Genomic DNA, 22,961 nt, shown 5'->3' on the forward strand with positions numbered 1-22,961 from the left:
CGATAGAACACAAGCCGCACTAAGGAAAGTTTAAGGTTATTTCCTTACGTTAATAGTTTCATAATAATACTTTCTGCCTATTGTATCAACTGGAGCGATGTCATATTCCTGTTTTTTTATTAATCCAAGACGATTCATTTCATCATAAAAATTTTTTGCTTTGTTAAATTCAGGATTTTGGTCTAATTTGCTTTTATGCTCTTCAACTACTTTTTTAACGTTTTCTTCAATATTCATCTCTCCACTCCTTCGTTAATACAGTATTCTTGAATGAAAAAATACTGGAATATTGTTCTTAAGTACATATTCGCAAATTATGTCATTATAATCCTTAATCGCTTCTTTGAGGTCTTTGCTAGTCGAAAAATCTTCTATTTTTAATTTCAACTCATAGCGCAAAAAATCTATTCCAATATATCTGCCATGTGACAGCCATTTAGTATTATTACCCAAAGCACTGGCTATGTCTACGGCTCTTTTTCTTTTCTCATCATCTGTTACAGGCATTCCTTTTTTATTTTGATTAGTTCCATGTTCAGTCCAATCCTTAAATTTATATTTAACCAACCATTCCTCAAGTAATTTTATTGTTAATTCTTTTGCTTGTTCATAACTCCTTAGCATTGCTAAATCCTGAGATTGTAGTAATGCAAACTCAGCCGGAGAAAGGGTACCATTGTTAGATTTCTTAATTAATTCATCTACTTTGTCTAAATATCCAAGGGCAGGGACAAAAGTATCTTTTTCTTTTAAATATACTTGAGGGTCAATAGGACCTAGAGATGAAGAATAATCCATGTAAATTTTATCTCCTGACATACAAAAAATCGTGCCTGCAGAAAATGCAGCGTCAGGAATTACAAAATAAACCTCATCATAATGAAACCTGATGATTCTTACCATATATTCAACCGCTTCAACCGAGCCGCCAGGAGTATTAAGAAAAATCACCAATCTTATTTTAGTTTTGGGATCGTTCTTTAACCGCTCAATAAAGTCCTTGAAAGGTCTTAAATAAGCAGGATGAAGTTGCCCATAATAAAAAATAACATCTGAGACAAACTTTTCTTCTACCCGTGCTAAAAAACCATTTAAAGAATCAAACGTGATCTTATCAAATATCTGCATGTTTTATATCTCCTGCTCACTCTGCCTTACTATCTTTAGTATAACACTTTTGGCCTGTTAACTCAATACGACGAAAACCACATGGAAGATTTATTTGAATTATTACTCTTAAAAAGTGTAGCATAATAACGTTTTTAGTTTACAGCAGAAAAGGACATTATTGACTCAGACCCAAAACAGGCGGGGATTTACCACAGGTTCAGCGGCCTCAGCCGCAGCCAAAGCTGCAGCATTGCTGCTTAAAGCCGGTACTCTGCCTAAATACGTACACATCATGCTGCCCAACAACAATGAAAGTTTGCTGATAAATATTCACAGCGGGACTCTTAAACAAGATAAAGCCGTCGCCTCGGTAATAAAGCAAAGCGGCGATGACCCTGACGTAACACGAGGTATTGAAATCGTTGCCACTCTGAAGTCGCCTAAACATAACACTTTGGATGAGAGCAAGGTCGTTATAACAGGTGGCTCCGGTGTCGGCATTGTAACCAAAAAAGGGCTGCAACAGCCCGTTGGCGGCTGGGCAATAAATCCAGTACCAAGAGCAATGATAACACGTGCGGTGAATGAGGTGTTTTCAGAGAAGTGTGTTCATGTAGAGGTTGAGATTTCAGTTGTGGACGGTGAGGCGGTAGCGCAAAAGACGTTTAATCCACGGCTTGGCATAATAGGTGGAATTTCAATAATAGGCACTACCGGTATAGTTGAACCTATGAGTGTTGAGGCCCTCAAAGAGACAATTAAGTGTGAGACAAACGTCTCTTTTTGCGAAAACGCTGAGAGTATCCACCTTGCTCCGGGAAAGATCGGAGAGGATGCACTCAAGCGTGTTTTGGATATAGACAGAGTGGTGCAGTTTAGTAACTTTTTAGGATTTGCCATAGACTACGTTAAATCAAAGGGGTTTAAACATGTGATAATCGGCGGACATCCCGGAAAGTTGGCGAAAATTCTGATGGGATACTCAGATACTCATTCAGGGCGTTCCCCGCAGGCTGCAGAGTTTGTCGCTGATTTTATGGGCTTAACAGGCAGCTTTAACACAGTAGAGGAAATAATCACTGCAACAGGCGGGGATTTTGTAAAATTAGCACACGCAATCTGTAAGGAAATTCACGCTATTTACAGGATACCCTCATTAGAGGTATATTTGTTTGATATGAAAAAAACGTTGATAGGACACAGCAAGTGCACAGGATAATCTTAATAAGTGTGGGCCCGGGCGGGAGTGACTATGTAACCTTTAAAGCGGTCAAAAGCGCTCAGCGCTGTGAGGTAATAATTGGGATGAGGCATCAGATAGCCGCCATAGGTGAAATCACGGGCAAGACGGTTTATGAGGAAAGCGGCATTGAGGAGATTCTAAATCTGATAGAGCAAAACGAGGGCAAAACCGTAGGGGTTTTAGTAACCGGAGACGCCGGCATTTACAGCCTGTCGGAGAAAATCAAGGAACGCTTCGGCAGGGATTCAGTGATTGAGATAGTGCCTGGAATATCAAGTGTAATAGCAGCATTTGCCGGGGTTAAAGAACAGTGGCTTAACGTAAGGATTATCTCAGTCCATGGCCGCCCAATGGATGCCTTATATGATGCGCCTAATCATGAAAGGGTAGCTGTCCTTTGCGATAAAAAAAACAACTCAACGGAAGTGGTTAAGGTGCTCTCACAACTGGGCATGTTTAATACAAACAAAACAGTCTATGTCTGCCGTAATATTACATTTGACAACGAGCTGGCAATCAAGGTAGATAACATAGAAGACCTGAGTCCACCCGATGAAAACTCTAAAGAAATTGTTTTAATTGTTCCATCCGGATAGTGGTAACAGAGGAAAAAGAAAGTAAAGGAGAAGGACGCTGTCCATTACGGCGTGGGCGTCTCGCCCCTTCCCCTTATGCGTACCGTGACAATAGCTGAGGAATGAGAAAGCCTTAAAAAAACGAAATGAATAAAGAAATAGCTATAATTGTCTTACCCATAGGAGCAGCTTTTGTTTCCATTCTGTTAAGGTCGTCAAAAGCAGACAGGGCAGCACTTATTCTGGTTTCGCTTATTAACCTTACAGCTTCAATGACACTGCCCTATGACGGTGTCTTTAGAAACAATGAATTACTGGGAACTGATACTTTGGGGTTTGTATTTTTGTTTATTATAAACGTTAACTTTCTGGGGTCGGCGCTTTATAGCAATGTTTATTTAAAGGAAACCGATGAGGCACAACATTATGACCACTGGTATGCACCGGCTATGTTGTTTTTCCTTGCTATGGTGACAGGGGCTGTGTTAAGCAGAAATCTTGGCCTTATGTGGGTATTTGTCGGAGCTACCCCAATTGCCACTGCCACCCTTATCTGGCATCATAGGGATAAGGAATCCCTGGAGGCGGCATGGAAACATCTCTTTATCTGTTCAGTCGGGATAGTGCTTTCATTTATCGGAGTGTTATCAATGGTAGAGGCATCAGAGCAGGTGCCGGGCAGGGGTCTTAGCATTGATACACTTTCAAACTATACCGCCCTCATATCGCCTCTGTGGGGAGGAATGGCTTTTACATTTGCACTGGTCGGTTACGGCACTATGATGGGGCTCTCCCCTATGCACACGTGGCTGCCCGATGCCCATTCCAAAGCACCCTCATCAGCATCGGCAATGTTTTCAGGCACACTGCTTAACTGTGCATTTCTTGCAATTTTACGGTATTATCAAATCTTTGCTTTCACACCGATGATTTCCTTTATTCGTAACCTGATGCTGGCCCTGGGGTTGCTCTCCATATTGGCGGCAGCGGTGTTTATCCCGCGGGTGGATAATTTCAAGAGAAAACTCGCTTACTCAACTGTCGGGCATATGGGGATTCTTGCCACCTCTGTGGGACTTGGAGGGATTGCTATATATGCAGCCATGCTTCACACACTTTGCCACTCTCTCATAAAACACGCTCTGTTTCTGACCTCAGGGAATTTCCTTTATACATACGGCACTGTGAAAACCAGCGGCATCTCTAATGCAATAGGGAGAGTTCCGCAGAGCTCAATCATACTTGTTGTTTCTGTCCTTTTTATAATCGGGATTCCACCCTCAGGGCTTTTTGTAAGTGAGTTTATGATGATTAAACAGATGGTAACGGAAAGTAGATGGGTGGTGCTTGCAGTGTTTGTAGTTTTATCGGCAACGGTGTCTTATGGTTTTATAACATCTGTATTTAAGATGGTGTTTTCAGAGGCTGCAACGGAGATGTCTAAAGAAGCCGGTGCTGCAACGCCTGATGAGGGCAGCTCAGAGGCAACAGTAGAACCGTTGTTTTCACTTCTTCCACAGTGGATATTTCTGGGGATTATCGCAATCACCGGTATTTATATTCCTCTTGCCTTAAACGTGCTGTTGCACAGAGCCGCCTACATATTAGGAGGTTTTTAAGGCATGATAAGCAGTAAATGGCTGCCTCTGTATAATGCTGTTGCAATATCCAGAAGGCAAATCCCTGTGCTTCATCTTAACGACCTTATGGAGGGGATTTCAGAGCAGATTAATCAGGGTCTGAGGATAATCCAGTTTTTTGGTTACGAGGCCGGAAACGGCAATATATCAGTGACAGCGGTTCTATCAGATGACATATCAAACTATCTGGTGGTTGCCTCAGCTCAGATTGAGCCCGGTGGACGGTACGATTCCATATCAAACAGTGCACCTGCTATGCAATTGTTTGAACGAAGACTTTATGAGCAACACGGCATAGTGCCACAGGGGCATCCGTGGTTAAAGCCTGTCAGATATTGCTATGGTGGAAAAACAAGCGGAGCGGTTGCAGATTATCCGTTTTATAAGTGTAGCGGCGGGGATATTCATGAGGTGGCTCTGGGGCCGGTACAAGGCGGGATAACTGAGCCTGTGCATTTCAGATTTCTATGTCATGGTGAGGATGTGTATCATATGGAAGCACAGTTGGGGTATCAGCACAGGGCGGTTGAGGCTATGTTTATATCGGGTAATCCTATGAATAAGTCGGTTCTTGCCGAATCAATAGCCGGAGACACAGTTATAGGGCATGTGTGGGCACATGCCCTTGCGATGGAAGCACTGTCGGGGGTAAGGATTTCAAGCAGGGCTGACATTATCCGTGGTATAGCCCTTGAATTTGAGCGAATAGCGATGCACTTATCGGGCTTAAGCGGCATGTCTGCCGATATAGGGTTTCTGCCGGGGGCCACTACCTATAGCCGCTTAAGAACCACTGTGTTGGATACGATGCTGCTGATTTCCGGCTGCCGTTTTGGACGGGGCTTAATTCGCCCCGGCGGGGTGCTAAGTGACATAGGGGTAAGAATGAGAGAGCAGATATTAAGCATACTTGACAACATTGACAGAGACCTTGAAATAATAAACGAGTATTTTTTTAATGACCCCGGAGTACAGTCTCAGATTGAGTATATGGGGACGGTTAGTACTGAGGCGGCATGGAGAGCTGGACTTGTGGGAATAGCAGCTAAGTCCTCGGGGCTTCCAATAGATGCCCGTGCTGATCAACCCTATGGCATTTATGCTAAAGACACCATAGAGCCTGTGTTGTTAAAGGCCGGGGATGTGGCAGCCAGGGCGCGCATACGGGTGCTTGAAACAGGGCAGTCAATTGAGCTGCTGCGGAGATGGCTAAACTTAGGCATTATGACAGGCAACATAAAGGAGGAGACAAGGCTTATGAGGCCTGATACCTTCGTGGTTACAGTAGTGGAGGCATGGCGCGGAGGGGTAACCCATGTGGCAATAACGGGAAAAAACAGTGAGCTTGAGCATTATAAGGTCTCTGATCCGTCGTTTCATAATTGGATTGCTTTGGCACTTGCTATGAGAGGAAACGGGATTTCAGATTTCCCGCTTTGTAACAGGAGTTTTGACCTGTCATGCAGCGGCCATGACTTATAGTTAACGTAAACACAGATGTTTAATGTAATAAGGACAAAAATAAATCAGGGTTTTCAGAGCATAGCGGACATAAAGGGTGCGCTACCGCCTGATAAATTCAGAGGATTGCTAAAGATAACAGACGGGCAGTGTGCAAATGCGTGTTACAGGTGTATGGAGGCGTGTCCGGCGGCGGCTATAACTTATAATCCTATAACGATAGACTTGTCAAAGTGCATACTGTGTCCTGAGTGTTCGAGGGTTTGCATGGATGGTATAATACGTTTCAGCAATCAAACGGATTTAGCCTCCACGGATTTAAAAGACATGATAATAAGCTCTACGCACAGGGAGCCGGAGATAGTACCTGATAATCGCATAGTGAAGTTATTTAATAAATCGTTTAAACTCAGATCGGTGTCAGCGGGGGGCTGTAACGGCTGTGAGCTGGAGCTGACAGCCCTGTCCAACGTAAATTATGACATTGGGCGATTTGGGATAGAGTTTGTAACCTCACCGCGTCATGCCGACGGGTTGGTCTTAACAGGGCCGCTTACTAAAAACATGGCTTACGCATTTGAAGAGACCTACAGGGCAATTCCTGAACCTAAGGTGGTAATTCTTGTCGGTACATGTGCCCTAAGCGGTGGGATTTTCACTAACTCAAAAGCAATAGACAGAACATTCTTAGATAAAATCAAACCCAATCTCTACATAACCGGCTGCCCGCCTCATCCATTAACTGTTGCTAAAGCGTTATTAAAGTTTATAGGAAGGTGAATAAGAAATAATTTTATACCAAGCAGCTGTAATGCCCCCCAAAAGTCAAGACAATTTCAACCTCAAAACTGCCTAAATATCTTGAGTAATACGCACTAAACAGATTCTTTAGATCCTTACATGTCGCCGTTGATTTGTGCATTTGCGCATATGACAGATATAACAGGTACAGCTCATTCACTGTGGCGTTTGACGGCACGTAATTTATGTCCTGCCCTTTTTGGGCGGCTATGAGGCTTTTTTCAATCGAGAGTGCGTCTTTTTTTGACACGCCCGCCGCAAGCACCAGCCGTACCCGCTTACCCTTTGCTCCTCCGGGTAGTAATCTATCTGCCACCTCGACGGGTTTCTTTTATATGGTCTCACTGATATAATTTTATTTGAGTTAAGGGAAAACCTACATCTTGTATTTTGTGGATGGAATTAATAGGTTGGTTTGACAGAACGTATTCTCCGTCTCCCTTTAGCTTTTTTTACTTTCTACTTTCTAAATATAAAATTTGTTTAAATTGAGGAGAAATACTATCTTCATAATCTGGGATTGACATATACGCACTTATACTAACAGAGAAGTTTCCACTTGATACTTCACTAATTTTTCTTTGTATATATTTTACTTGTGGGATCAGCTTTTTCACTCTTCTTCCATAATCATAATAAGTAGCCCATTCTTTTTGTTGAGAAATATCAATAGTTGTTGGGATGATGTTATATCCTCTGACAATTTTATCTCTCCTCAAGGCAGGGCATATTCGATACGGATAAATCTCTTTTATTATCATAGCAGCAATTGCTTCTTTGTCTATTTGAAAGACATTATTATTTATAAATTTCCCCATATCATACCAGCACATAGACATTGTTCCAGCTCCATCCCTAATCATAGTTCTATGACAACCAAACAGATTATATGTATAAGGACTTGCTCCGAAGCAAAATAGAGGATTTGTGTCTTTTTCTTTAAGTTTGTCTCTATAGCAAATAAGCCATTTTGAAAGGTCTTTTCTATCAATTATTTCATTGTTTATATTTACAACTGTAGACTTCCAGGTTTTGACTCTTGACCACAACTGCTCAAATTGTAGTATTTCCTCCGCTCTAAAATTCAACTCGTGAATTTCTTCATTGTTTTGACCTTTCTTTAGCTGATAACCAGGATGTATCTGAATACTGGAAAGTACCTGAGCAAAATTGTTGGAAGAAGATTTCCCAAAACTTACTGTTAGTCGCCATTCAGGGATTTCAGGGATAAAGTCTACAATACTTTTAGATATGACAGCAGGGGGTAAAGGCTTAGTTTCTGCAACAGGGAAATAAACCTTTGCCCAATATGGTTTAGTATCTTCATTTGTAAGTCCTAATCTTTTTTCGAGTTCATTTAATTCTAAAAATTCATCATCTGAAATATGTTTGTCTTCTAATGCCTTCTCAAAAACTTTAACCCAGTGATAAAGATTTTTTTCCTTCCTTTCGATTTCATTTTTAACATCTAATTCTATCTCCACAATAGTTCTCTGCTTTGTTTCTAAGACCAAATCATTCGCAATCTTGTTATATCCACACGTAAAACATGTCTCCAACCTCTCATGACATGCTTTCTTACAATTCGGACATTCCCAAGCCATAACTCCTCATCCCTCTCCTGTTTTCTCTGCGGCCTTTTAAGTGGCTAATTAATTAGCCATTGCCGATAGCATACAGGAGGAATATATTAGATGTCAATACCTGCAAATACAAATTATTTTTTTCAATATGAAAAATATCGCTATTATTGATAAAAAAATAGTATAATAGCTTCCGCTGATAATTGGTTGATATTGATTATAAAATTGAGGGATAGCTGATCATAGCTGATCTCTTTATACTAATTTGCAGTCAGAAGTAAACACAGGCGGCAGCTACGTAAGTAAGGTGTCGTGTCAGATAAACCGTGGGATGGCGGTTTATACTTATTGCATAGTTAATGCTGAGACCGGAGCTCAAGAAAAACGGGTGGTTGGCTACAAAAATCTCAGCAACAGCAAATACACGGTGGGGCAGTCAAAAGAGTATGAAAGCCGCAACAGCCTGAATGTGAGTGAAACACACTGGCAGTCTAAGATAGCGGTAGGGTTGACTAAGGGGTAAAACTTATAGTCAACAATGGTCAACGGCCTGTTTTATGATTTTTTGGAGAAACACTGTAGAATGGCTTATGGAGCGGAGAGGGGGGGATTCGAACCCCCGGTGAGTTACCCCACAACGGTTTTCGAGACCGCCGCCTTAAACCGCTCGGCAACCTCTCCTCAGTGCCGTAAAAAAATCTTTCAGTATTATCGTACATTTCTCTTCTAAAATACCAGTGGTAACTTGAACTCTGTGATTTAATCTGAAATCACCTAACAAATGATACAGTGAATTAACAGCGCCTGCTTTTGCATCTCCACAGCCATATACCAGTGCGCTTATACGGGCATTTAATATCGCCCCTGCACACATTATACACGGCTCCTTTGTCACATACAGCGTACAATCCGTAAGTCTCCAATCTCCTAAAACTCTACAAGCATCCCGTATGGCTAAAGCCTCGGCATGTGCCGTCGGGTCCTTTATTTGCTCCTTGGTATTGTGAGCACGGCTGATTATAATACCGCTTTTATTTACTATCACCGCCCCTACCGGAACATCTCCAGCGGCAAGGGCCAGTTGCGCCTCCAAAAGCGCCTCAGCCATAAAGTACTCTCTGAGCGTGTCTCTTTCCATGATAATTATTTTGCCGTTAAACTCCCTGTGAAAGCAAATTTTAAAAATCTCATAAAAATTATTTTTATATTGCTTGAAATTATTCTTAATGATAATTTATACTTTCGGGTACTTGTATTGTAAATTAATTTAAGATGGATGCAATAGATTGTTCAACAAAGTGGGGGGCTGAAACGGCAGAGGTCCGAAAAGTTTTTTGACGGATTTATATTCAAAACTAATAACAAACTAAAATGATGGAGGGAAGTATGAGTCGAAAGATGGTAACAATGGATGGTTGTACGGCTTGCGCGCATACCGTTCATGCTACAAACGAAATAATTACAATTTACCCGATTACGCCGTCATCACCGATAGCGGAAATCTGCGATTCAAAGACGGCAGCCGGTGCAGTCAACATTTGGGGTTCAGTGCCCAAGGTCGGAATGATGCAGTCTGAAGCCGGTGTGGCAGGTGCAGTGCACGGCTCTCTTTCAGCAGGTGCTATTGCCACGACATGTTCCGCATCCCAAGGGCTACTTTTAATAGTGCCCAATATGTACAAGATAGCCGGTGAGTTAACACCTACCGTGTTTCACATCACAGCACGTTCACTTGCCTGTCAGGGACTTTCCATCTTCGGTGACCACTCAGACGTCATGGCCACAAGAGCCACAGGTTTTGCACTGCTTGCTTCTAAGAACGTTCAGGAAGCTATGGACTTTCCTCTTATAGCTCAGGCAGCCACCTTAGAATCACGCATACCCTTCCTGCACTTTTTTGACGGTTTCAGAACCTCACATGAGGTTGCAAAAATTGAAGAATTAACTTTTGACGACATGAGAGCCATGATAGACAACAGTAAGATTGTAGAGCACCGTATGAGGGGTCTTACACCGGACAGACCCTCTATGCGCGGTACCGCTCAGAACCCTGATGTTTACTTCCAGGGCCGTGAAACAGTCAATAAATACTACAACGCAGTTCCCGGCATAGTCCAGAAGGCTATGGATAAGTTTGCCGGTATAGTTGGCCGCCAGTACAAACTTTACGAGTACTACGGAGCACCGGATGCAGAGCGGATTGTCATTATAATGGCCTCAGGCGGCGAGGTTGTACAAAACACTGTTGATTACTTAAACGCAAAGGGCGGTAAAGTCGGTCTTATACACGTAAGACTATACAGGCCTTTTGACACAGCGGCATTTGCATCCGCTATCCCCGCCTCTGTGAAATCCATCGCAGTGTTAGACAGAACAAAAGAGCCGGGGGCTACCGGCGAACCTATGTATCTTGACGTCAGAACGGTTATCGGTGAGGCTATCGAGCAGGGTATCGGCAATCTCAAAAAATATCCGACAATAGTCGGTGGCCGTTACGGACTTGGTTCCAAGGACTTTACTCCAGCCATGGCAAAAGCCGTATTTGACAACCTCTCAGAGAGCAAACCCAAAAACCACTTCACCGTGGGTATTAACGACGACATTACCAACACAAGCCTAAAGTACGATCCATCATTTGACATAGAAGGAAAAGACACCGTGCGTGCCATGTTCTACGGCCTCGGCGCTGACGGCACAGTCGGAGCAAACAAAAACACTATTAAAATCATCGGTAGTGAAACCCCAAATCATGCACAGGGCTATTTCGTTTATGACTCCAAGAAATCGGGCTCAATTACCACCTCACATGTTCGCTTTGGTAAAGGGTGCATCACATCCCCGTACCTTATATCCAAGTCTAACTTTATAGCCTGCCACAACACGTCATTTCTGGAAAAATACAACATGCTTGGCAATGCCGAGGAGGGCGCCACATTTCTGTTGACCACATCCCACGGTAAAGATACCGTGTGGGATACTTTACCCAAAGAAGTGCAAGAGGCGTTAATTGCAAAAAAGATGAAGTTCTATATCATAGATGCTATAGCGCTGGCTGAGGAGCTTGGGCTGGGCAACAGAATTAATATGATAATGCAGACAGCCTTTTTCGTAATCTCCGGCGTTGTAACCAAAGACGAGGCTATCACGGCAATTAAGAGGGAAATCAAGAAGACTTATCAGAAGAAAGGCGATAAGGTTGTAGAGATGAACTATGTGGCAGTGGATAAGGCTATCGCCAATATCGTTGAAGTCCCGGTACCGGCTAAAGTTACAAGTAAAATAACGATGCGTAAAGCCGTCTCCGATGATGCTCCTGAGTTTGTTAAAAACGTGACTGCTAAGATAATAGAAGGAAACGGTGACGCACTACCTGTATCGGCTATGCCTGTTGACGGCACATGGCCAACGGCAACCACCCAGTACGAAAAGAGAAATATTGCTTTACATATCCCTGTGTGGGAGCCTGATGCTTGTATTCAGTGCGGCACATGTTCGTTTGTTTGCCCTCATGCTTCAATAAGAATTAAGGCATTTGACTCGTCCAATCTGGGCAGCGCTCCCAAAGAGTACAAATCAGTGGATGCAACAGGTAAGGAATTTGCCGGCCTTAAGTTTACAGTTCAGGTAGCTCCCGAGGATTGTGTCGGCTGCGGTTCATGTGTGGAGGTTTGCCCGGGACGTAAGAAAGACGCAGCAGGGAAACGCACCGAGGTTAAAGCAATTAACATGACACTGCAGGAGCCTGTTCGTTTCAAGGAAGCCGACAACTACAAGTTTTTCCTTAGTCTTCCCGAAACAGACCCTTCAAAGTACAAAATCTCCACAGTTAAGGGCAGCCAGCTGGTAAGACCTCTGTTTGAGTACTCAGGCGCCTGCTCAGGCTGCGGCGAGACTCCATATATAAAGCTTCTCACTCAGCTCTTTGGTGACAGGCTTATGATTGCTAACGCCACAGGCTGCTCTTCCATCTATGGCGGTAATCTTCCAACCACTCCGTACGCTAAGAGAGCTGACGGCAGGGGCCCCAGCTGGGCAAACTCACTGTTTGAGGACAACGCAGAGTTTGGTCTTGGCATGAGACAGGCGGTTGACAAGTTCAACGCACAGGCAGCGGAGCTTCTGGATTCTTTAGGCTCAAAGTTTTCCGGTCAGAAGTCACTCATTGACGCTATCAAAAGCGCAGACCAGACCAACTTAGAGGGTATTGAGGCTCAGAGAGCAAGAATTGCCGACCTCAAAAAGGTACTTGCCGGGGATAATTCAGATGAGGCAAAGAGCCTTATATCACTTGCCGACTTCCTGGTTGAAAAATCAGTGTGGTGCTTAGGAGGAGACGGCTGGGGTTATGACATCGGCTACGGCGGAGTTGACCAGGTGCTGGCCTCCGGTGAAAACATAAACATATTGATAATGGACACCGAGGTTTATTCAAATACCGGTGGACAGATGTCTAAGGCAACCCCCAGAGGAGCAGTAGCACAGTTTGCCGCAGGCGGTAAGAGCACCGGCAAAAAGAACATCGGCCTGATTATGTCAACATACGGCCATGTTTATGTAGCACAGGTAGCATTTGGAGCCAATCCTGCCCAAACAATAAAGGCATTCATTGAGGCTGAGGCTTATAAAGGCCCGTCACTTATCATTGCCTACTCTACCTGTATCGCACAGGGTATTAATACCACAAAGACCGTGGATATAATGAAAGAGGCTGTAAGCACCGGTTATTGGCCGCTCTACAGGTACAATCCCACACTTGAACTTGAAGGGAAAACTCCTATGCAGTTAGACAGCAAAGAGCCTACCGGCTCCCTGGCCGACTACTGCTATGCACAGAACAGATACCAGCAGCTCAGGGTATCGAAACCTGAGGTGGCCGCAAAGCTTATGAAAGAAGCCGAATACGATGTTAAGAGAAGGTGGAATTTCTTAAAGCATTGGGCCAACTGGACGCCCTCTGAGTAAGAGATAAACATTTAATTGTAAACATATTGCAAGGGAAGAGCAGTCCCATCGCTCTTCCCTTTGCTTTGATACAAGTTATTAAAAAGGGGTTATGTGCACTGCGTTGAAATATAGTAAAGGTGTATTAAGCTGCTTATCATGGGTGATTATGGAAACCTCAAGAACGAAAAAAAGTATTTTTTAAGAGGACATAGAGACAATGGTATCAAAAAAAACACATTTTAGTACTACATATAGCACTATAAGTCATAAAGACAGAGCTTTGTTGTATGAAATGATAGAAAAAGAGCGTTTGCAGCAGGAAAAAAAACCAATACCTGAAAATTCTGATAAAGAAATACATTTTCGATTAAAAAACACTGATGACATGGATAAGTTTACGAAGACTTTATTTGAAAATAAAATTCCACATTCTTTTTGCGGAAATGGAATATTTTGTACTGACAGAGAAAATAAAGAAAAACTTGAACAATTGGGCTATGAATTTGAAAATGCAAGGGTTATAAATTTAAGTGACTTATCATTAGAAGAAAGAGTAAATCTAAAGAGAAAATCCCATGATAAATGGTTTGAAACCCGTGAAGCCTCAATAAAGAAGCTTCTGTATGAATATGGTATTTTGTCACAAAAACACATTAAAAGCAAAATAATTATCCGTCAATCCCTTAATTATTTATGACAATCCTGTTATAATGTTCTGTGGACGAAAACGAGATTGCTCTGCTGAGAGCCGCCAATGTTGCCGGCAATGTGATTGAACATTGCCTGAGTGTTAAGGAAAAGGCAGTGGAGATTGCCGGCAGAGTTAAAATCTATGTCAACTCTGAGATTATCAGAGTGGGGGCTCTCCTTCATGATATTGGTAGAGGGAAAACACATGGATTAGACCATGCGTTTGTGGGTGCTGAAATGGCCAAAGAGCTAGGATTACAAGCCGAGATTGTAAAAATAATTCAACGGCACATAGGGGCAGGATTACCGAAAGAGGAGGCCGTATCGCTTGGACTTCCACCATGTAATTACATCCCCGAAACACCTGCAGAAAAAATTGTATCCTATGCCGATAATCTCACAACAGGCAGCAAAATCGTGGATTTCGAAGCCGCCCTTGCAAGATTTAAAAAAATCCTCGGACAGGACCACCCCGCAATTATGCGTTTTATCTTACAACACAGAGAAATAACATCATGGATGGAAAAATAGCGGCGATGTCGGCTTACAGAAAAATTGTGGCTCTTACAAAACCCTACTGGGGGCAGACCTTTCTTGCCCTCTCCTTCGGGCTTATGGTCTCCGCTGTTATGGGTGCAATCGCATGGCTTGTCAAACCTGCTCTTGATATTGTGTTCGTACAAAAAAACTATGAATATCTTAAGTACTTTCCCATAGCCGTTATTATGCTTTTTACAATTAAGGGGATATTGCATTTTTTTCAACAGTACCTTATGAAGCGCGCAGGGTTATCCCTGATACGAGACACTCAAAACAAGCTGCATAACCATATCCTCTACATGCCGGTTAAGTATTTCGACAAGGAGGCCTCCGGCATTTTAATGTCGCGGGTAATTAACGATGTTGATAAAATAAGCGCCATATTTGCCGAGGTGCTGAGGGCTGCAATCATCGAGATACCTAAAATATTTGTCCTGATGGGTATAGCTTTTTACAGAAAATGGGATGTAACTCTTGTTAATCTGCTGCTTGTGCCGATATTTGCCTATAGTGCCAAAAAAATCGGCAAAAAAGTAAAACAGCGCAGCCATGAGGCTCAAAAGAGCGTTTCATATCTGACCCACAGGCTTTCAGAGTCTATTACCGGAAACAGAGTTATCAAAGTCTTTAACCGTCAACCTCTCAGAAATGAAAAATACATAGCAGACAACAATAAGGTCTTCCGGGATAATGTTAAAGCAATCAGACTTAAGGAACTGAATAAACTGGTAATTGACACAATGACCGGTATTGCCATAGGGTTTGTTCTGATATACGGAGGCAGACAGGTAGTGGCAGGGAGTGTGACTCCTGGAGACTTTGCCTCCATTCTGACCGCTATATACCTGGTATTTAGTCCGGTTAAACAAGTCGGGGAATCCTACACGACTCTTCAGGGCATAAGAGCATCGCTTGAGCGCATTGACCACGTATTTGACACTGCGGCGGAGGAAAACGGCAATATTAAAATCAACGGTTTTAAGGAAAACATTACTTTTGAAAATGTATCTTTTAAATATGTCAACGAACATCAGTATATCCTGAAAAACATAAACCTCACTATCAGGCAGGGGGAGGTAATAGCACTTGTGGGGCCTAGTGGTGCCGGTAAGACCTCACTCATACACCTTATCCCGAAATTTTATAAACCCACAGAGGGGCGGATTACCATTGACGGGACCGACATTGCAGATTTGGACATTGCCTCTTTGAGAGAGTTGATAGGGATTGTAAGCCAGGATATACTGCTTTTTAATGAAACCATAAGAGAGAACATTTTATTTGGAAAGCCGGAGGCTACGGAGGAAGAGATAAAAACGGCGGCAACCCTGGCTTATGCCGATGAATTTATAGACAAACTACCGGAGGGTTATGAAAGCATTCTTGGCGACCGCGGTCTAAACCTCTCGGGAGGACAAAGGCAGCGCATTGCAATAGCGCGGGCGGTGCTTAAAAATCCGCCGATTTTAATACTTGATGAGGCAACATCGTCTCTTGATTCCGTTTCGGAATCTTTGGTTCAAAAGGCCCTTGAGACTCTTATGAAAGACAGAACTACCATAGTGGTGGCCCACAGACTTTCCACAATAAAAAACTCCGACAGAATAGCAGTTATCAAAGACGGTGAAATTGTAGGGGCCGGAACACACGAAACCCTGTTACAATCTAACGATGCCTATCAAACCCTATACAGTACGTTTGCACTGTCATAATATATATTCTCATTAGAGCAATAAATTTTTTCTAAAAAGAAATCCGGCAATAAAATATTTAAACCATATTTGGTATAATATAGAGATTGTGTGAAAAACCTGAGTATGTTAAAATGAAAACGATGAAAGGACTGTGGCTTAAATGAAAGCTCTTATATTAAGCGGTGGACAGGGCACAAGGTTGCGTCCTCTGACTCACACTATAGCAAAGCAACTCGTCCCGGTAGCCGGAAAACCGATACTGTGGTATGTGTTAAACCACATATCCGAAGCACGGATTAAAAATACCGGTGTTATTATCTCCCCTGAGACCGGCCAAAACGTTAAGGACTATATACAGGATGGAGCGCAGTGGGGACTAAAACCCCGCTTTATTGTGCAGAAAAAACCTGCCGGCCTTGCACATGCTGTTTTAACGGCCAGGAATTTTCTCGGAAACGATGACTTTGTTATGTATTTAGGTGATAATCTTCTCAGTGAGGGAGTAAAGAACGCAATAGAGCGGTTTAAGAAGAAAAAACCAGAGGCTCTGATATTTCTTAAACGTGTTGAAGACCCTAAACGCTTTGGAGTGGCACGGCTTGATAAAGAGGGCAAGGTGGTGGAGCTGATAGAAAAGCCTGAAAACCCTCCCTCTAATTTAGCCCTTGTCGGTGTCTATATATTTACAAATAAAATTTTTGATGCAATAGCAAGGATAAAACCCTCAAAAAGGGGCGAGCTTGAAATTACCGATGCCATTCAGGAGTTAATCAATATGGGATATGCCGTGGATAGCCAGGTACTGGAGAGCTGGTGGCTTGACACAGGTAAAAAGGACGATCTCCTTGAGGCCAACACCATAGTGCTGGATGAGTACATAAAACATGACATTGCAGGCGTGGTTGATGCGCTTAGCCGTATAACCGGAAGGGTTACGATAGAGGAAGGCACGGTGATAATAAACAGCCATATGCGAGGTCCCATTAAAATAGGGAGAAATGCACGAATTGAGAACTCCTTTATCGGCCCGCACACAAGCATAGGGGATGAGACTACTATAAGAGACTCAGCCATTGAGCACTCTGTAATACTCAGTAATTCCTCTATAGAGGGTATAGAACGCCTTGAGGACAGCCTGATAGGGCGTAATGCGAGGGTTTTCAAGAATACGTACAGACATACGGCGCTTAGGCTTATGATTAGCGACGATACCGTGGTGGAGGTTTAAATGTATAAGGAAGGAAATATTGAAGGGGTTATTATTAAAGATTTGAAGTTTTTTAACGATGCCCGCGGCTGGCTTGCCGAACTTTACAGGGTTGACGAACTACCCGGGGAGCTTGTTCCCGTAATGTCATACATTTCCATGACTAAACCAGGTATTGCCCGCGGCCCTCATGAACATGTTGACCAAACTGATCTCTTTATTTTTCTGAGTAATTTCACGCTTTATCTTTGGGACAGAAGGGAAAACTCTCCGACTTATAAAAATAGAATCGTACTGCGGGACTCAAAAAACAAGATAGTAACCGTGCCTCCCGGAGTAGTGCACGCATACAAAAATGCCGACACCGTGGATGGTATGGTCATAAACCTTCCCGACAGACTATATGCTGGAGAAGGTAAAAAGGAACCGGTGGATGAAATACGCTGGGAAAATGACAACACATCACCGTATCAATTTGATTAAGGGGGCCATATAATGAAAATTCTCGTAACCGGCGGCTGTGGTTTTATCGGGTCCAACTTTATCAGGCATATGCTTGGAAAGTACTCCGATTATGAGATTATAAATCTCGATGCGCTAACCTATGCCGGCAATATGGATAACCTTAAGGATTTAGATAACAAGCGTCTGCGCACAGTCACAGACTCAATTGTAAATGAAGAAGTTGTCGGCACACTAATCAAAGAGGTGGATGCGGTGGTTGACTTTGCCGCCGAGAGCCACGTTGACCGCTCAATAGCCAATGCAAAACCATTTCTGCAAACTAACATCATCGGGCTGCAAACTCTTCTTGACGCTGCCATGAAAGCCCCAAACATTAAGCGCTTTGTGCATCTGTCAACTGATGAGGTTTACGGCAGCCTTGAGACACATGACGGTAAGTTTACGGAAACCACCCCGCTTGACCCAAGGTCTCCGTACTCTGCGTCAAAGGCGGCAGGGGATTTGATCCTTCAGGCATGTAACAAAACCTACGGCTATGGCGCAATACTGGTAAGACCCTCTAACAACTACGGCCCGTACCAGTTTCCGGAAAAGCTAATTCCTCTTATGATAACAAACCTGATGGAGGGTGGTTCGGTCCCTGTATATGGCAAGGGTGAAAACGTCAGGGACTGGCTCTTTGTTTTAGATAACTGTGCCGCCATTGATACCATCCTTCACAATGGAAAAGACGGTGAGGTTTATAACGTTGGCGGGGATTGTGAGCGCAAAAATATAGATATTGTAAAAACCACGCTCGGTTTAATGGGTAAGAACGAATCTCATATAAAGTACGTAACGGACAGACCCGGACATGATTTCAGGTATGCTCTGGATAACACAAAAATCACTGCCGAGCTGGGCTGGAAACCTTCCGTAAAGTTTGAGGAAGGTATAGAGAAAACCATAGAGTGGTACAAGGGAAACCAGTGGTGGTGGCAGCCGCTAAAGAGCCGCCTCAGCCATGAAAGCGGAGGGTTTTGGAAATGATGAAAGTCATGGTAGTTGGCGCAGGCGGAATGCTTTCCAGCGACTTGGTGCCGTTTTTAAATGAACACGGGCATCAGTGCCGTGGCTTTACTATAGATGAGCTGGATATAACTCGCATTGATGCTCTAAGGGAAAGCATTGATAAGACCCAGCCAGATGTTGTTGTCAACTGTGCCGCCTATACAAACGTGGATAAGGCTGAGTCGGAGCGAGACTTTGCCATGACAGTTAACGCTCTGGGTGTACAAAACCTCTGTATTGTGTGCAATGAAAGGGATATCCCGTTTTGCCATATAAGTACGGACTACGTCTTTGGAGGCCCTGATGCTCCCTTAAGGAGCACTCCATACACACCGTTTGATGAAACCTGCCCCTCCGGTCAATACGGCTTTACAAAGCTGGCCGGTGAAAAGTACGTAACATGGCTTATGAGTAAGTTTTATATAATCAGAACAAGCTGGCTTTATGGAAAATATGGCAACAACTTTGTTAAGACAATGCTGCGGCTTTCACGCCAAAGGCCGGAACTCACTGTCGTTAATGACCAAATAGGCTCTCCCACATGGACAGTCAGTCTTTCAGAGGGAATACGATGCGTGATAGAAAGCGGTAAGTATGGCATTTACCACGTAACCGACGAAACAGACGGCGGCATAAGCTGGTATAATTTTGCCGTTGAGATATTAAAGCTCAGAGGTATAAGCACACCGGTAAGGCCGATAACTACGGCTGAGTTTCCCACACCGGCCAGAAGACCCGCCTATTCGGTTTTAGACCTTTCTCAAACAATACTCTGTACAGGTTTCAAACCTCTGAGGTGGATGGCGTCTCTGGAGAACTATTTAAAAATAGATATTGATGCATAAAAAACTAATATCATTAATAAGGATGGGGTCAAGGGGGCGAGCTCCCTTGTGGGAGAGGGTTTAAGGGAGAGGGCAAAGCCCTCTCCCTTATAAACAGACACTGATGCCTGAAAAGTATGATTTTATAGTAGCAGGGGCGGGTTTTGCCGGTGCGGTAAGTGCCGAAAGGCTCGCCTCGCAACTGGATAAAAAAGTCCTGCTTGTTGAGAAACGCTCACACATTGGCGGCAACTCCTATGATTACTATGATGAAGCAGGCATTTTAGTTCACAAGTACGGCGCCCACTGTTTTCACACTGTCTATGACGATGTATGGGAGTATGTAAACAGTTTTGTTAGGTTCAATAATTACGTCCACAGAGTGCTGACTTACGTTGACGGCAAAAAGGTTCCAATCCCTATAAATCTTACAACCGTAAATACGCTGTTGGGTAAGCAATTCTCGGAGAGCCAACTCAGGGAGTATTTTGATTCTATGAGAATCGCAGTGCCGGAAATTAAAAATTCACGTGATGTTGTTGTCTCTGTTGTGGGAGAGTATTTTTACGAAAAGTTTTTTAAAAATTATACGTTTAAACAATGGGGAGTATATCCTGATGAACTATCACCGGAGGTGACCAAACGAATACCCATCAGGTATGACACAGATGACAGGTACTTTGGCGATAAACATCAGGGTATGCCTGAGGAGGGTTTTTTTAAACTTTTTGAGAAAATTCTTGACCATAAGAATATAACGGTTGTCACCGGCACCGACTATAAGGACGTTGTGGGCGACGTAAAGTTTGACAAGATTATTTACACCGGGCCTGTGGACTATTTCTTTGACCACATGCATGGCAGGCTTCCGTACCGCAGTCAGAGTTTTGAGTTTGAGACCCATGACACAGAGTACTTTCAGGAGGTAGCCGTAGTTAATTACCCTAACGACCATAGGTACACAAAGATAACGGAAAGTAAACACTTTACATACCAAAAGCATCCTAAAACAACCATAGTGAAGGAATACCCGGAGGCTGAAGGTGAGCCCTATTATCCGATGCCTATGGAGAGCGCTAAAAAACAATATGAATTATATGCCAAAGAGGCTGAAAAATTAAAAACAGTTTATTTTGCCGGGCGCCTTGCACAGTACCGGTACTATAACATGGACCAGGCTATAAAGCAGGCAATTGATCTTGTCGGGGCAATAGCCAAAGGAGAGGGTAAGTGAAAATTTTAGTGACAGGCGGCGCCGGTTTTATCGGATCAAATGTCGTGGATGGATATATAGAGCAGGGACATGAGGTTGTTGTGATTGATAATTTAAGTACCGGCAAGATGGAAAATTTAAATAAAAGAGCAAAGTTCTATCTCATGGATTTATGCAGCAAAGAGGTTGGTAAGGTTTTTGAGATAGAAAAACCTGAAATAGTAAACCACCACGGGGCGCAGATATCTGTGCCGGCCTCAGTGCTGGACCCTGTGTTTGACGCTGACGTAAATATTTTAGGATTTTTAAATATTATGGAGTGCTCCGTAAAGCATGGAGTGCGTAAGTTTATTTTTATATCCTCCGGAGGGGCTGTCTATGGTGAGGCGGTAAAGGAGCCTGCAACCGAGAACTCCCCTGCAACTCCACTGTCACCCTATGCAATAACCAAACTAACCGCCGAGTATTATTTGAATTTTTATTCCCACCACTACGGGCTTGATTATACGGTTTTAAGGTACGCTAATATCTTTGGTCCCAGGCAAACCCCTCATGCCGAGGCCGGTGTTGTAGCTATTTTTATGGAAAAACTTATTGCAGGGACACTTCCGGTAATTTATCACTTCCAGGAAGAGCCCGACGGCATGATAAGAGACTACTGCTATGTTAAAGACATCGTCAGTGCAAACTTAATCGCCCTTACTAAGGGAACGTCTCATATAATAAATATCGGCTCCTCAGTTGAAACAACAACGGGGCGGCTCTACAGGGCAATACTACAGTGTGCAAGGGAAAAGGGGTATGCTAAGGAAGACAAATTCAACGAACCTTTAAAGGGGCCGGCGCGTCCCGGTGATTTAAGAAAAAGCACTATGAATATCTCTAAGGCTGCAACTGTTTTGGGCTGGAGACCATCGTACGATTTGCAGCATGGACTCTCTGAGACTTTTGGTTTTTATATGGGAAAATAGTTTCAGAATATATCCGCCCTGAATGACTCACTATCCGCCCTATATCGCGCTATCCTTTTACCAGTGGGCATACACCGCTTACACTTTTTGTAAAATGACCGCTGCCCCGAGGCAGGAGCAGTATAAAAGTATCTATCAGGGAGTTTTTTTCTCTTTACAGATTCATCTTTTCTGTTATAAACATTTCCTGAGCAAACATTTTTGAGGCCGAACCTGTGTCCGATTAAATCGTGGTTACTCCACTTTCACTACATCTCTAAACTCAATCATCCGCCGAAAAAACACAATCCAATCAGACTATTACAATTTCCAACTTCTTTCCAAGTGCCGAAGCCACTCGCTCCAGCGTTGAAAGTTTTATGTCCTCGGCATGGTTTTCTATACGAGATATCGCCGTCTTCTTAGTATGAAGTCTTAATGCAAGTTCTTCTTGAGTCAAACCAGCATCCTCACGTGCTTGCCGAAGTACCATGCCAACCCTGAACTTCTCGTATCCTTCTTCATATCCATCAGCGAAATCCGTATCTCTTATCTTTCTTTCGGTTATGTATTTTTTCAAATCACTCATGTTTTTTCCTCCTATTCAAAAAATCTCTCCTGTATCCTTCTGCTTTTTCAATTTCAGATTTTGGTATCTTCCGGCTTTTCTTTATAAAGCCGTTAGTAAGCACAACCATAGAATTATCTGCAAAGAAACATAATATCCTATATATATTTGAACCAAATGCTATCCTGCACTCCCATATATCAACTGTCCCTGTGAGTTTCTTGAAATAGCCTGATGGAACAAATTCCAAATCCTCTAAGAGTTTTAGAACCCACGTTATCTTCTGAACAGCCTTACCTGGCAGTAAATCTAAAAAGTCACGAATTGGACATTTACCATCTGCTGTTGCGTAGAAGATAACTGTTTTAGTCATATGTATATGTTAACATTTGTCAATACCACT

23 protein-coding genes and 1 tRNA gene are annotated in these 22,961 nt (G+C 43.1%); 16 read left to right on the forward strand and 8 right to left on the reverse strand.

The genetic code is table 11. From position 1 onward, the window contains the following. Positions 1-36: 36 nt before the first annotated feature. A complete protein-coding gene (locus H7844_02660; GenBank protein MEO5356182.1) occupies positions 37-237 on the reverse strand; it encodes a hypothetical protein in 201 nt (66 codons plus the stop codon). 15 nt (positions 238-252) lie between these two features. Then, the gene (locus H7844_02665; GenBank protein ID MEO5356183.1) at positions 253-1,128 is read right to left on the reverse strand and encodes an ATP-dependent Clp protease proteolytic subunit; all 876 of its coding nucleotides are present in this window, start codon (positions 1,126-1,128) and stop codon (positions 253-255) included. Between the two features lie 160 nt (positions 1,129-1,288). Here H7844_02665 and cbiD point away from each other — a divergent pair, with 160 nt between their 5' ends. From cbiD to H7844_02690, 5 genes are all read left to right on the forward strand, one after another. Next, positions 1,289-2,329 carry a cobalt-precorrin-5B (C(1))-methyltransferase CbiD gene (gene cbiD / locus H7844_02670; GenBank protein ID MEO5356184.1) on the forward strand — a complete coding sequence of 347 codons (1,041 nt, stop codon included), beginning with the start codon at positions 1,289-1,291 and terminating at the stop codon, positions 2,327-2,329. Then, entirely contained in the window at positions 2,317-2,949 is a 633-nt protein-coding gene (gene cbiE, locus H7844_02675; GenBank protein MEO5356185.1) for a precorrin-6y C5,15-methyltransferase (decarboxylating) subunit CbiE, read from the forward strand. Before cbiD ends, cbiE begins: the two co-directional genes overlap by 13 nt. 125 nt (positions 2,950-3,074) lie before the next feature. Further along, a complete protein-coding gene (locus H7844_02680) occupies positions 3,075-4,547 on the forward strand; it encodes a hypothetical protein (GenBank protein MEO5356186.1) in 1,473 nt (490 codons plus the stop codon). Positions 4,548-4,550: 3 nt separating this feature from the next. Next, positions 4,551-6,050, forward strand: a complete 1,500-nt coding sequence (locus tag H7844_02685; GenBank protein MEO5356187.1) for a hydrogenase — start codon at positions 4,551-4,553, stop codon at positions 6,048-6,050. 15 nt (positions 6,051-6,065) lie between these two features. Further along, positions 6,066-6,809 carry an NADH:ubiquinone oxidoreductase gene (locus H7844_02690; GenBank protein MEO5356188.1) on the forward strand — a complete coding sequence of 248 codons (744 nt, stop codon included), beginning with the start codon at positions 6,066-6,068 and terminating at the stop codon, positions 6,807-6,809. 13 nt (positions 6,810-6,822) lie between these two features. Here the strand turns inward: H7844_02690 and H7844_02695 are convergent, their stop codons facing one another. Together H7844_02695 and H7844_02700 are read right to left on the reverse strand one after the other, a co-directional pair. Next, the gene (locus tag H7844_02695; GenBank protein MEO5356189.1) at positions 6,823-7,146 is read right to left on the reverse strand and encodes a hypothetical protein; all 324 of its coding nucleotides are present in this window, start codon (positions 7,144-7,146) and stop codon (positions 6,823-6,825) included. 136 nt (positions 7,147-7,282) lie between these two features. Beyond that, on the reverse strand, positions 7,283-8,314 hold the full coding sequence (locus H7844_02700) for a hypothetical protein (GenBank protein MEO5356190.1): 1,032 nt from the start codon (positions 8,312-8,314) through the stop codon (positions 7,283-7,285). A gap of 364 nt (positions 8,315-8,678) precedes the next feature. Between H7844_02700 and H7844_02705 the strand changes: the two genes are divergently transcribed. Further along, positions 8,679-8,936 (forward strand): hypothetical protein, encoded by a 258-nt coding sequence (locus H7844_02705; protein ID MEO5356191.1) that lies wholly within the window; start codon positions 8,679-8,681, stop codon positions 8,934-8,936. A gap of 73 nt (positions 8,937-9,009) precedes the next feature. On the opposite strand, the gene H7844_02710 is transcribed toward H7844_02705, so the two are convergent. After that, positions 9,010-9,094, reverse strand: a tRNA-Ser gene (locus H7844_02710). Further along, the gene (tadA, locus tag H7844_02715) at positions 9,072-9,551 is read right to left on the reverse strand and encodes a tRNA adenosine(34) deaminase TadA (GenBank protein MEO5356192.1); all 480 of its coding nucleotides are present in this window, start codon (positions 9,549-9,551) and stop codon (positions 9,072-9,074) included. The genes H7844_02710 and tadA overlap by 23 nt, the downstream gene beginning before the upstream one ends. A gap of 248 nt (positions 9,552-9,799) precedes the next feature. Between tadA and nifJ the strand changes: the two genes are divergently transcribed. From nifJ to H7844_02765, 10 genes are all read left to right on the forward strand, one after another. Then, positions 9,800-13,375 carry a pyruvate:ferredoxin (flavodoxin) oxidoreductase gene (gene nifJ / locus H7844_02720; GenBank protein MEO5356193.1) on the forward strand — a complete coding sequence of 1,192 codons (3,576 nt, stop codon included), beginning with the start codon at positions 9,800-9,802 and terminating at the stop codon, positions 13,373-13,375. Between the two features lie 199 nt (positions 13,376-13,574). Beyond that, positions 13,575-14,054 (forward strand): hypothetical protein, encoded by a 480-nt coding sequence (locus tag H7844_02725; protein ID MEO5356194.1) that lies wholly within the window; start codon positions 13,575-13,577, stop codon positions 14,052-14,054. Positions 14,055-14,074: 20 nt separating this feature from the next. Next, positions 14,075-14,578, forward strand: coding sequence for a TIGR00295 family protein (locus tag H7844_02730; protein MEO5356195.1), 504 nt, complete (start codon positions 14,075-14,077; stop codon positions 14,576-14,578). Beyond that, positions 14,563-16,299: an ABC transporter ATP-binding protein/permease gene (locus H7844_02735; protein MEO5356196.1), complete on the forward strand. Its 1,737-nt coding sequence runs from the start codon at positions 14,563-14,565 to the stop codon at positions 16,297-16,299. The genes H7844_02730 and H7844_02735 overlap by 16 nt, the downstream gene beginning before the upstream one ends. A 142-nt stretch (positions 16,300-16,441) precedes the next feature. Beyond that, a complete protein-coding gene (locus H7844_02740) occupies positions 16,442-17,509 on the forward strand; it encodes a glucose-1-phosphate thymidylyltransferase (protein MEO5356197.1) in 1,068 nt (355 codons plus the stop codon). After that, the gene (locus tag H7844_02745; GenBank protein ID MEO5356198.1) at positions 17,510-17,971 is read left to right on the forward strand and encodes a dTDP-4-dehydrorhamnose 3,5-epimerase family protein; all 462 of its coding nucleotides are present in this window, start codon (positions 17,510-17,512) and stop codon (positions 17,969-17,971) included. A 12-nt stretch (positions 17,972-17,983) separates the two neighbouring features. Further along, entirely contained in the window at positions 17,984-18,982 is a 999-nt protein-coding gene (gene rfbB / locus H7844_02750; protein MEO5356199.1) for a dTDP-glucose 4,6-dehydratase, read from the forward strand. Continuing rightward, positions 18,979-19,848 (forward strand): dTDP-4-dehydrorhamnose reductase, encoded by an 870-nt coding sequence (gene rfbD, locus H7844_02755; protein ID MEO5356200.1) that lies wholly within the window; start codon positions 18,979-18,981, stop codon positions 19,846-19,848. The genes rfbB and rfbD overlap by 4 nt, the downstream gene beginning before the upstream one ends. A 103-nt stretch (positions 19,849-19,951) precedes the next feature. After that, entirely contained in the window at positions 19,952-21,061 is a 1,110-nt protein-coding gene (glf, locus tag H7844_02760; protein ID MEO5356201.1) for a UDP-galactopyranose mutase, read from the forward strand. Then, positions 21,058-22,011 (forward strand): GDP-mannose 4,6-dehydratase, encoded by a 954-nt coding sequence (locus tag H7844_02765; protein ID MEO5356202.1) that lies wholly within the window; start codon positions 21,058-21,060, stop codon positions 22,009-22,011. The genes glf and H7844_02765 overlap by 4 nt, the downstream gene beginning before the upstream one ends. 292 nt (positions 22,012-22,303) lie before the next feature. On the opposite strand, the gene H7844_02770 is transcribed toward H7844_02765, so the two are convergent. Together H7844_02770 and H7844_02775 are read right to left on the reverse strand one after the other, a co-directional pair. Then, positions 22,304-22,579 carry a helix-turn-helix transcriptional regulator gene (locus H7844_02770; protein ID MEO5356203.1) on the reverse strand — a complete coding sequence of 92 codons (276 nt, stop codon included), beginning with the start codon at positions 22,577-22,579 and terminating at the stop codon, positions 22,304-22,306. Beyond that, the gene (locus H7844_02775) at positions 22,572-22,931 is read right to left on the reverse strand and encodes a type II toxin-antitoxin system RelE/ParE family toxin (GenBank protein ID MEO5356204.1); all 360 of its coding nucleotides are present in this window, start codon (positions 22,929-22,931) and stop codon (positions 22,572-22,574) included. Before H7844_02775 ends, H7844_02770 begins: the two co-directional genes overlap by 8 nt. Between the last annotated feature and the right edge of the window lie 30 nt (positions 22,932-22,961).

The sequence above is a fragment of the Nitrospirae bacterium YQR-1 genome, from assembly GCA_039908095.1.
Taxonomy (GTDB): Bacteria; Nitrospirota; Thermodesulfovibrionia; order Thermodesulfovibrionales; family Magnetobacteriaceae; genus Magnetomonas.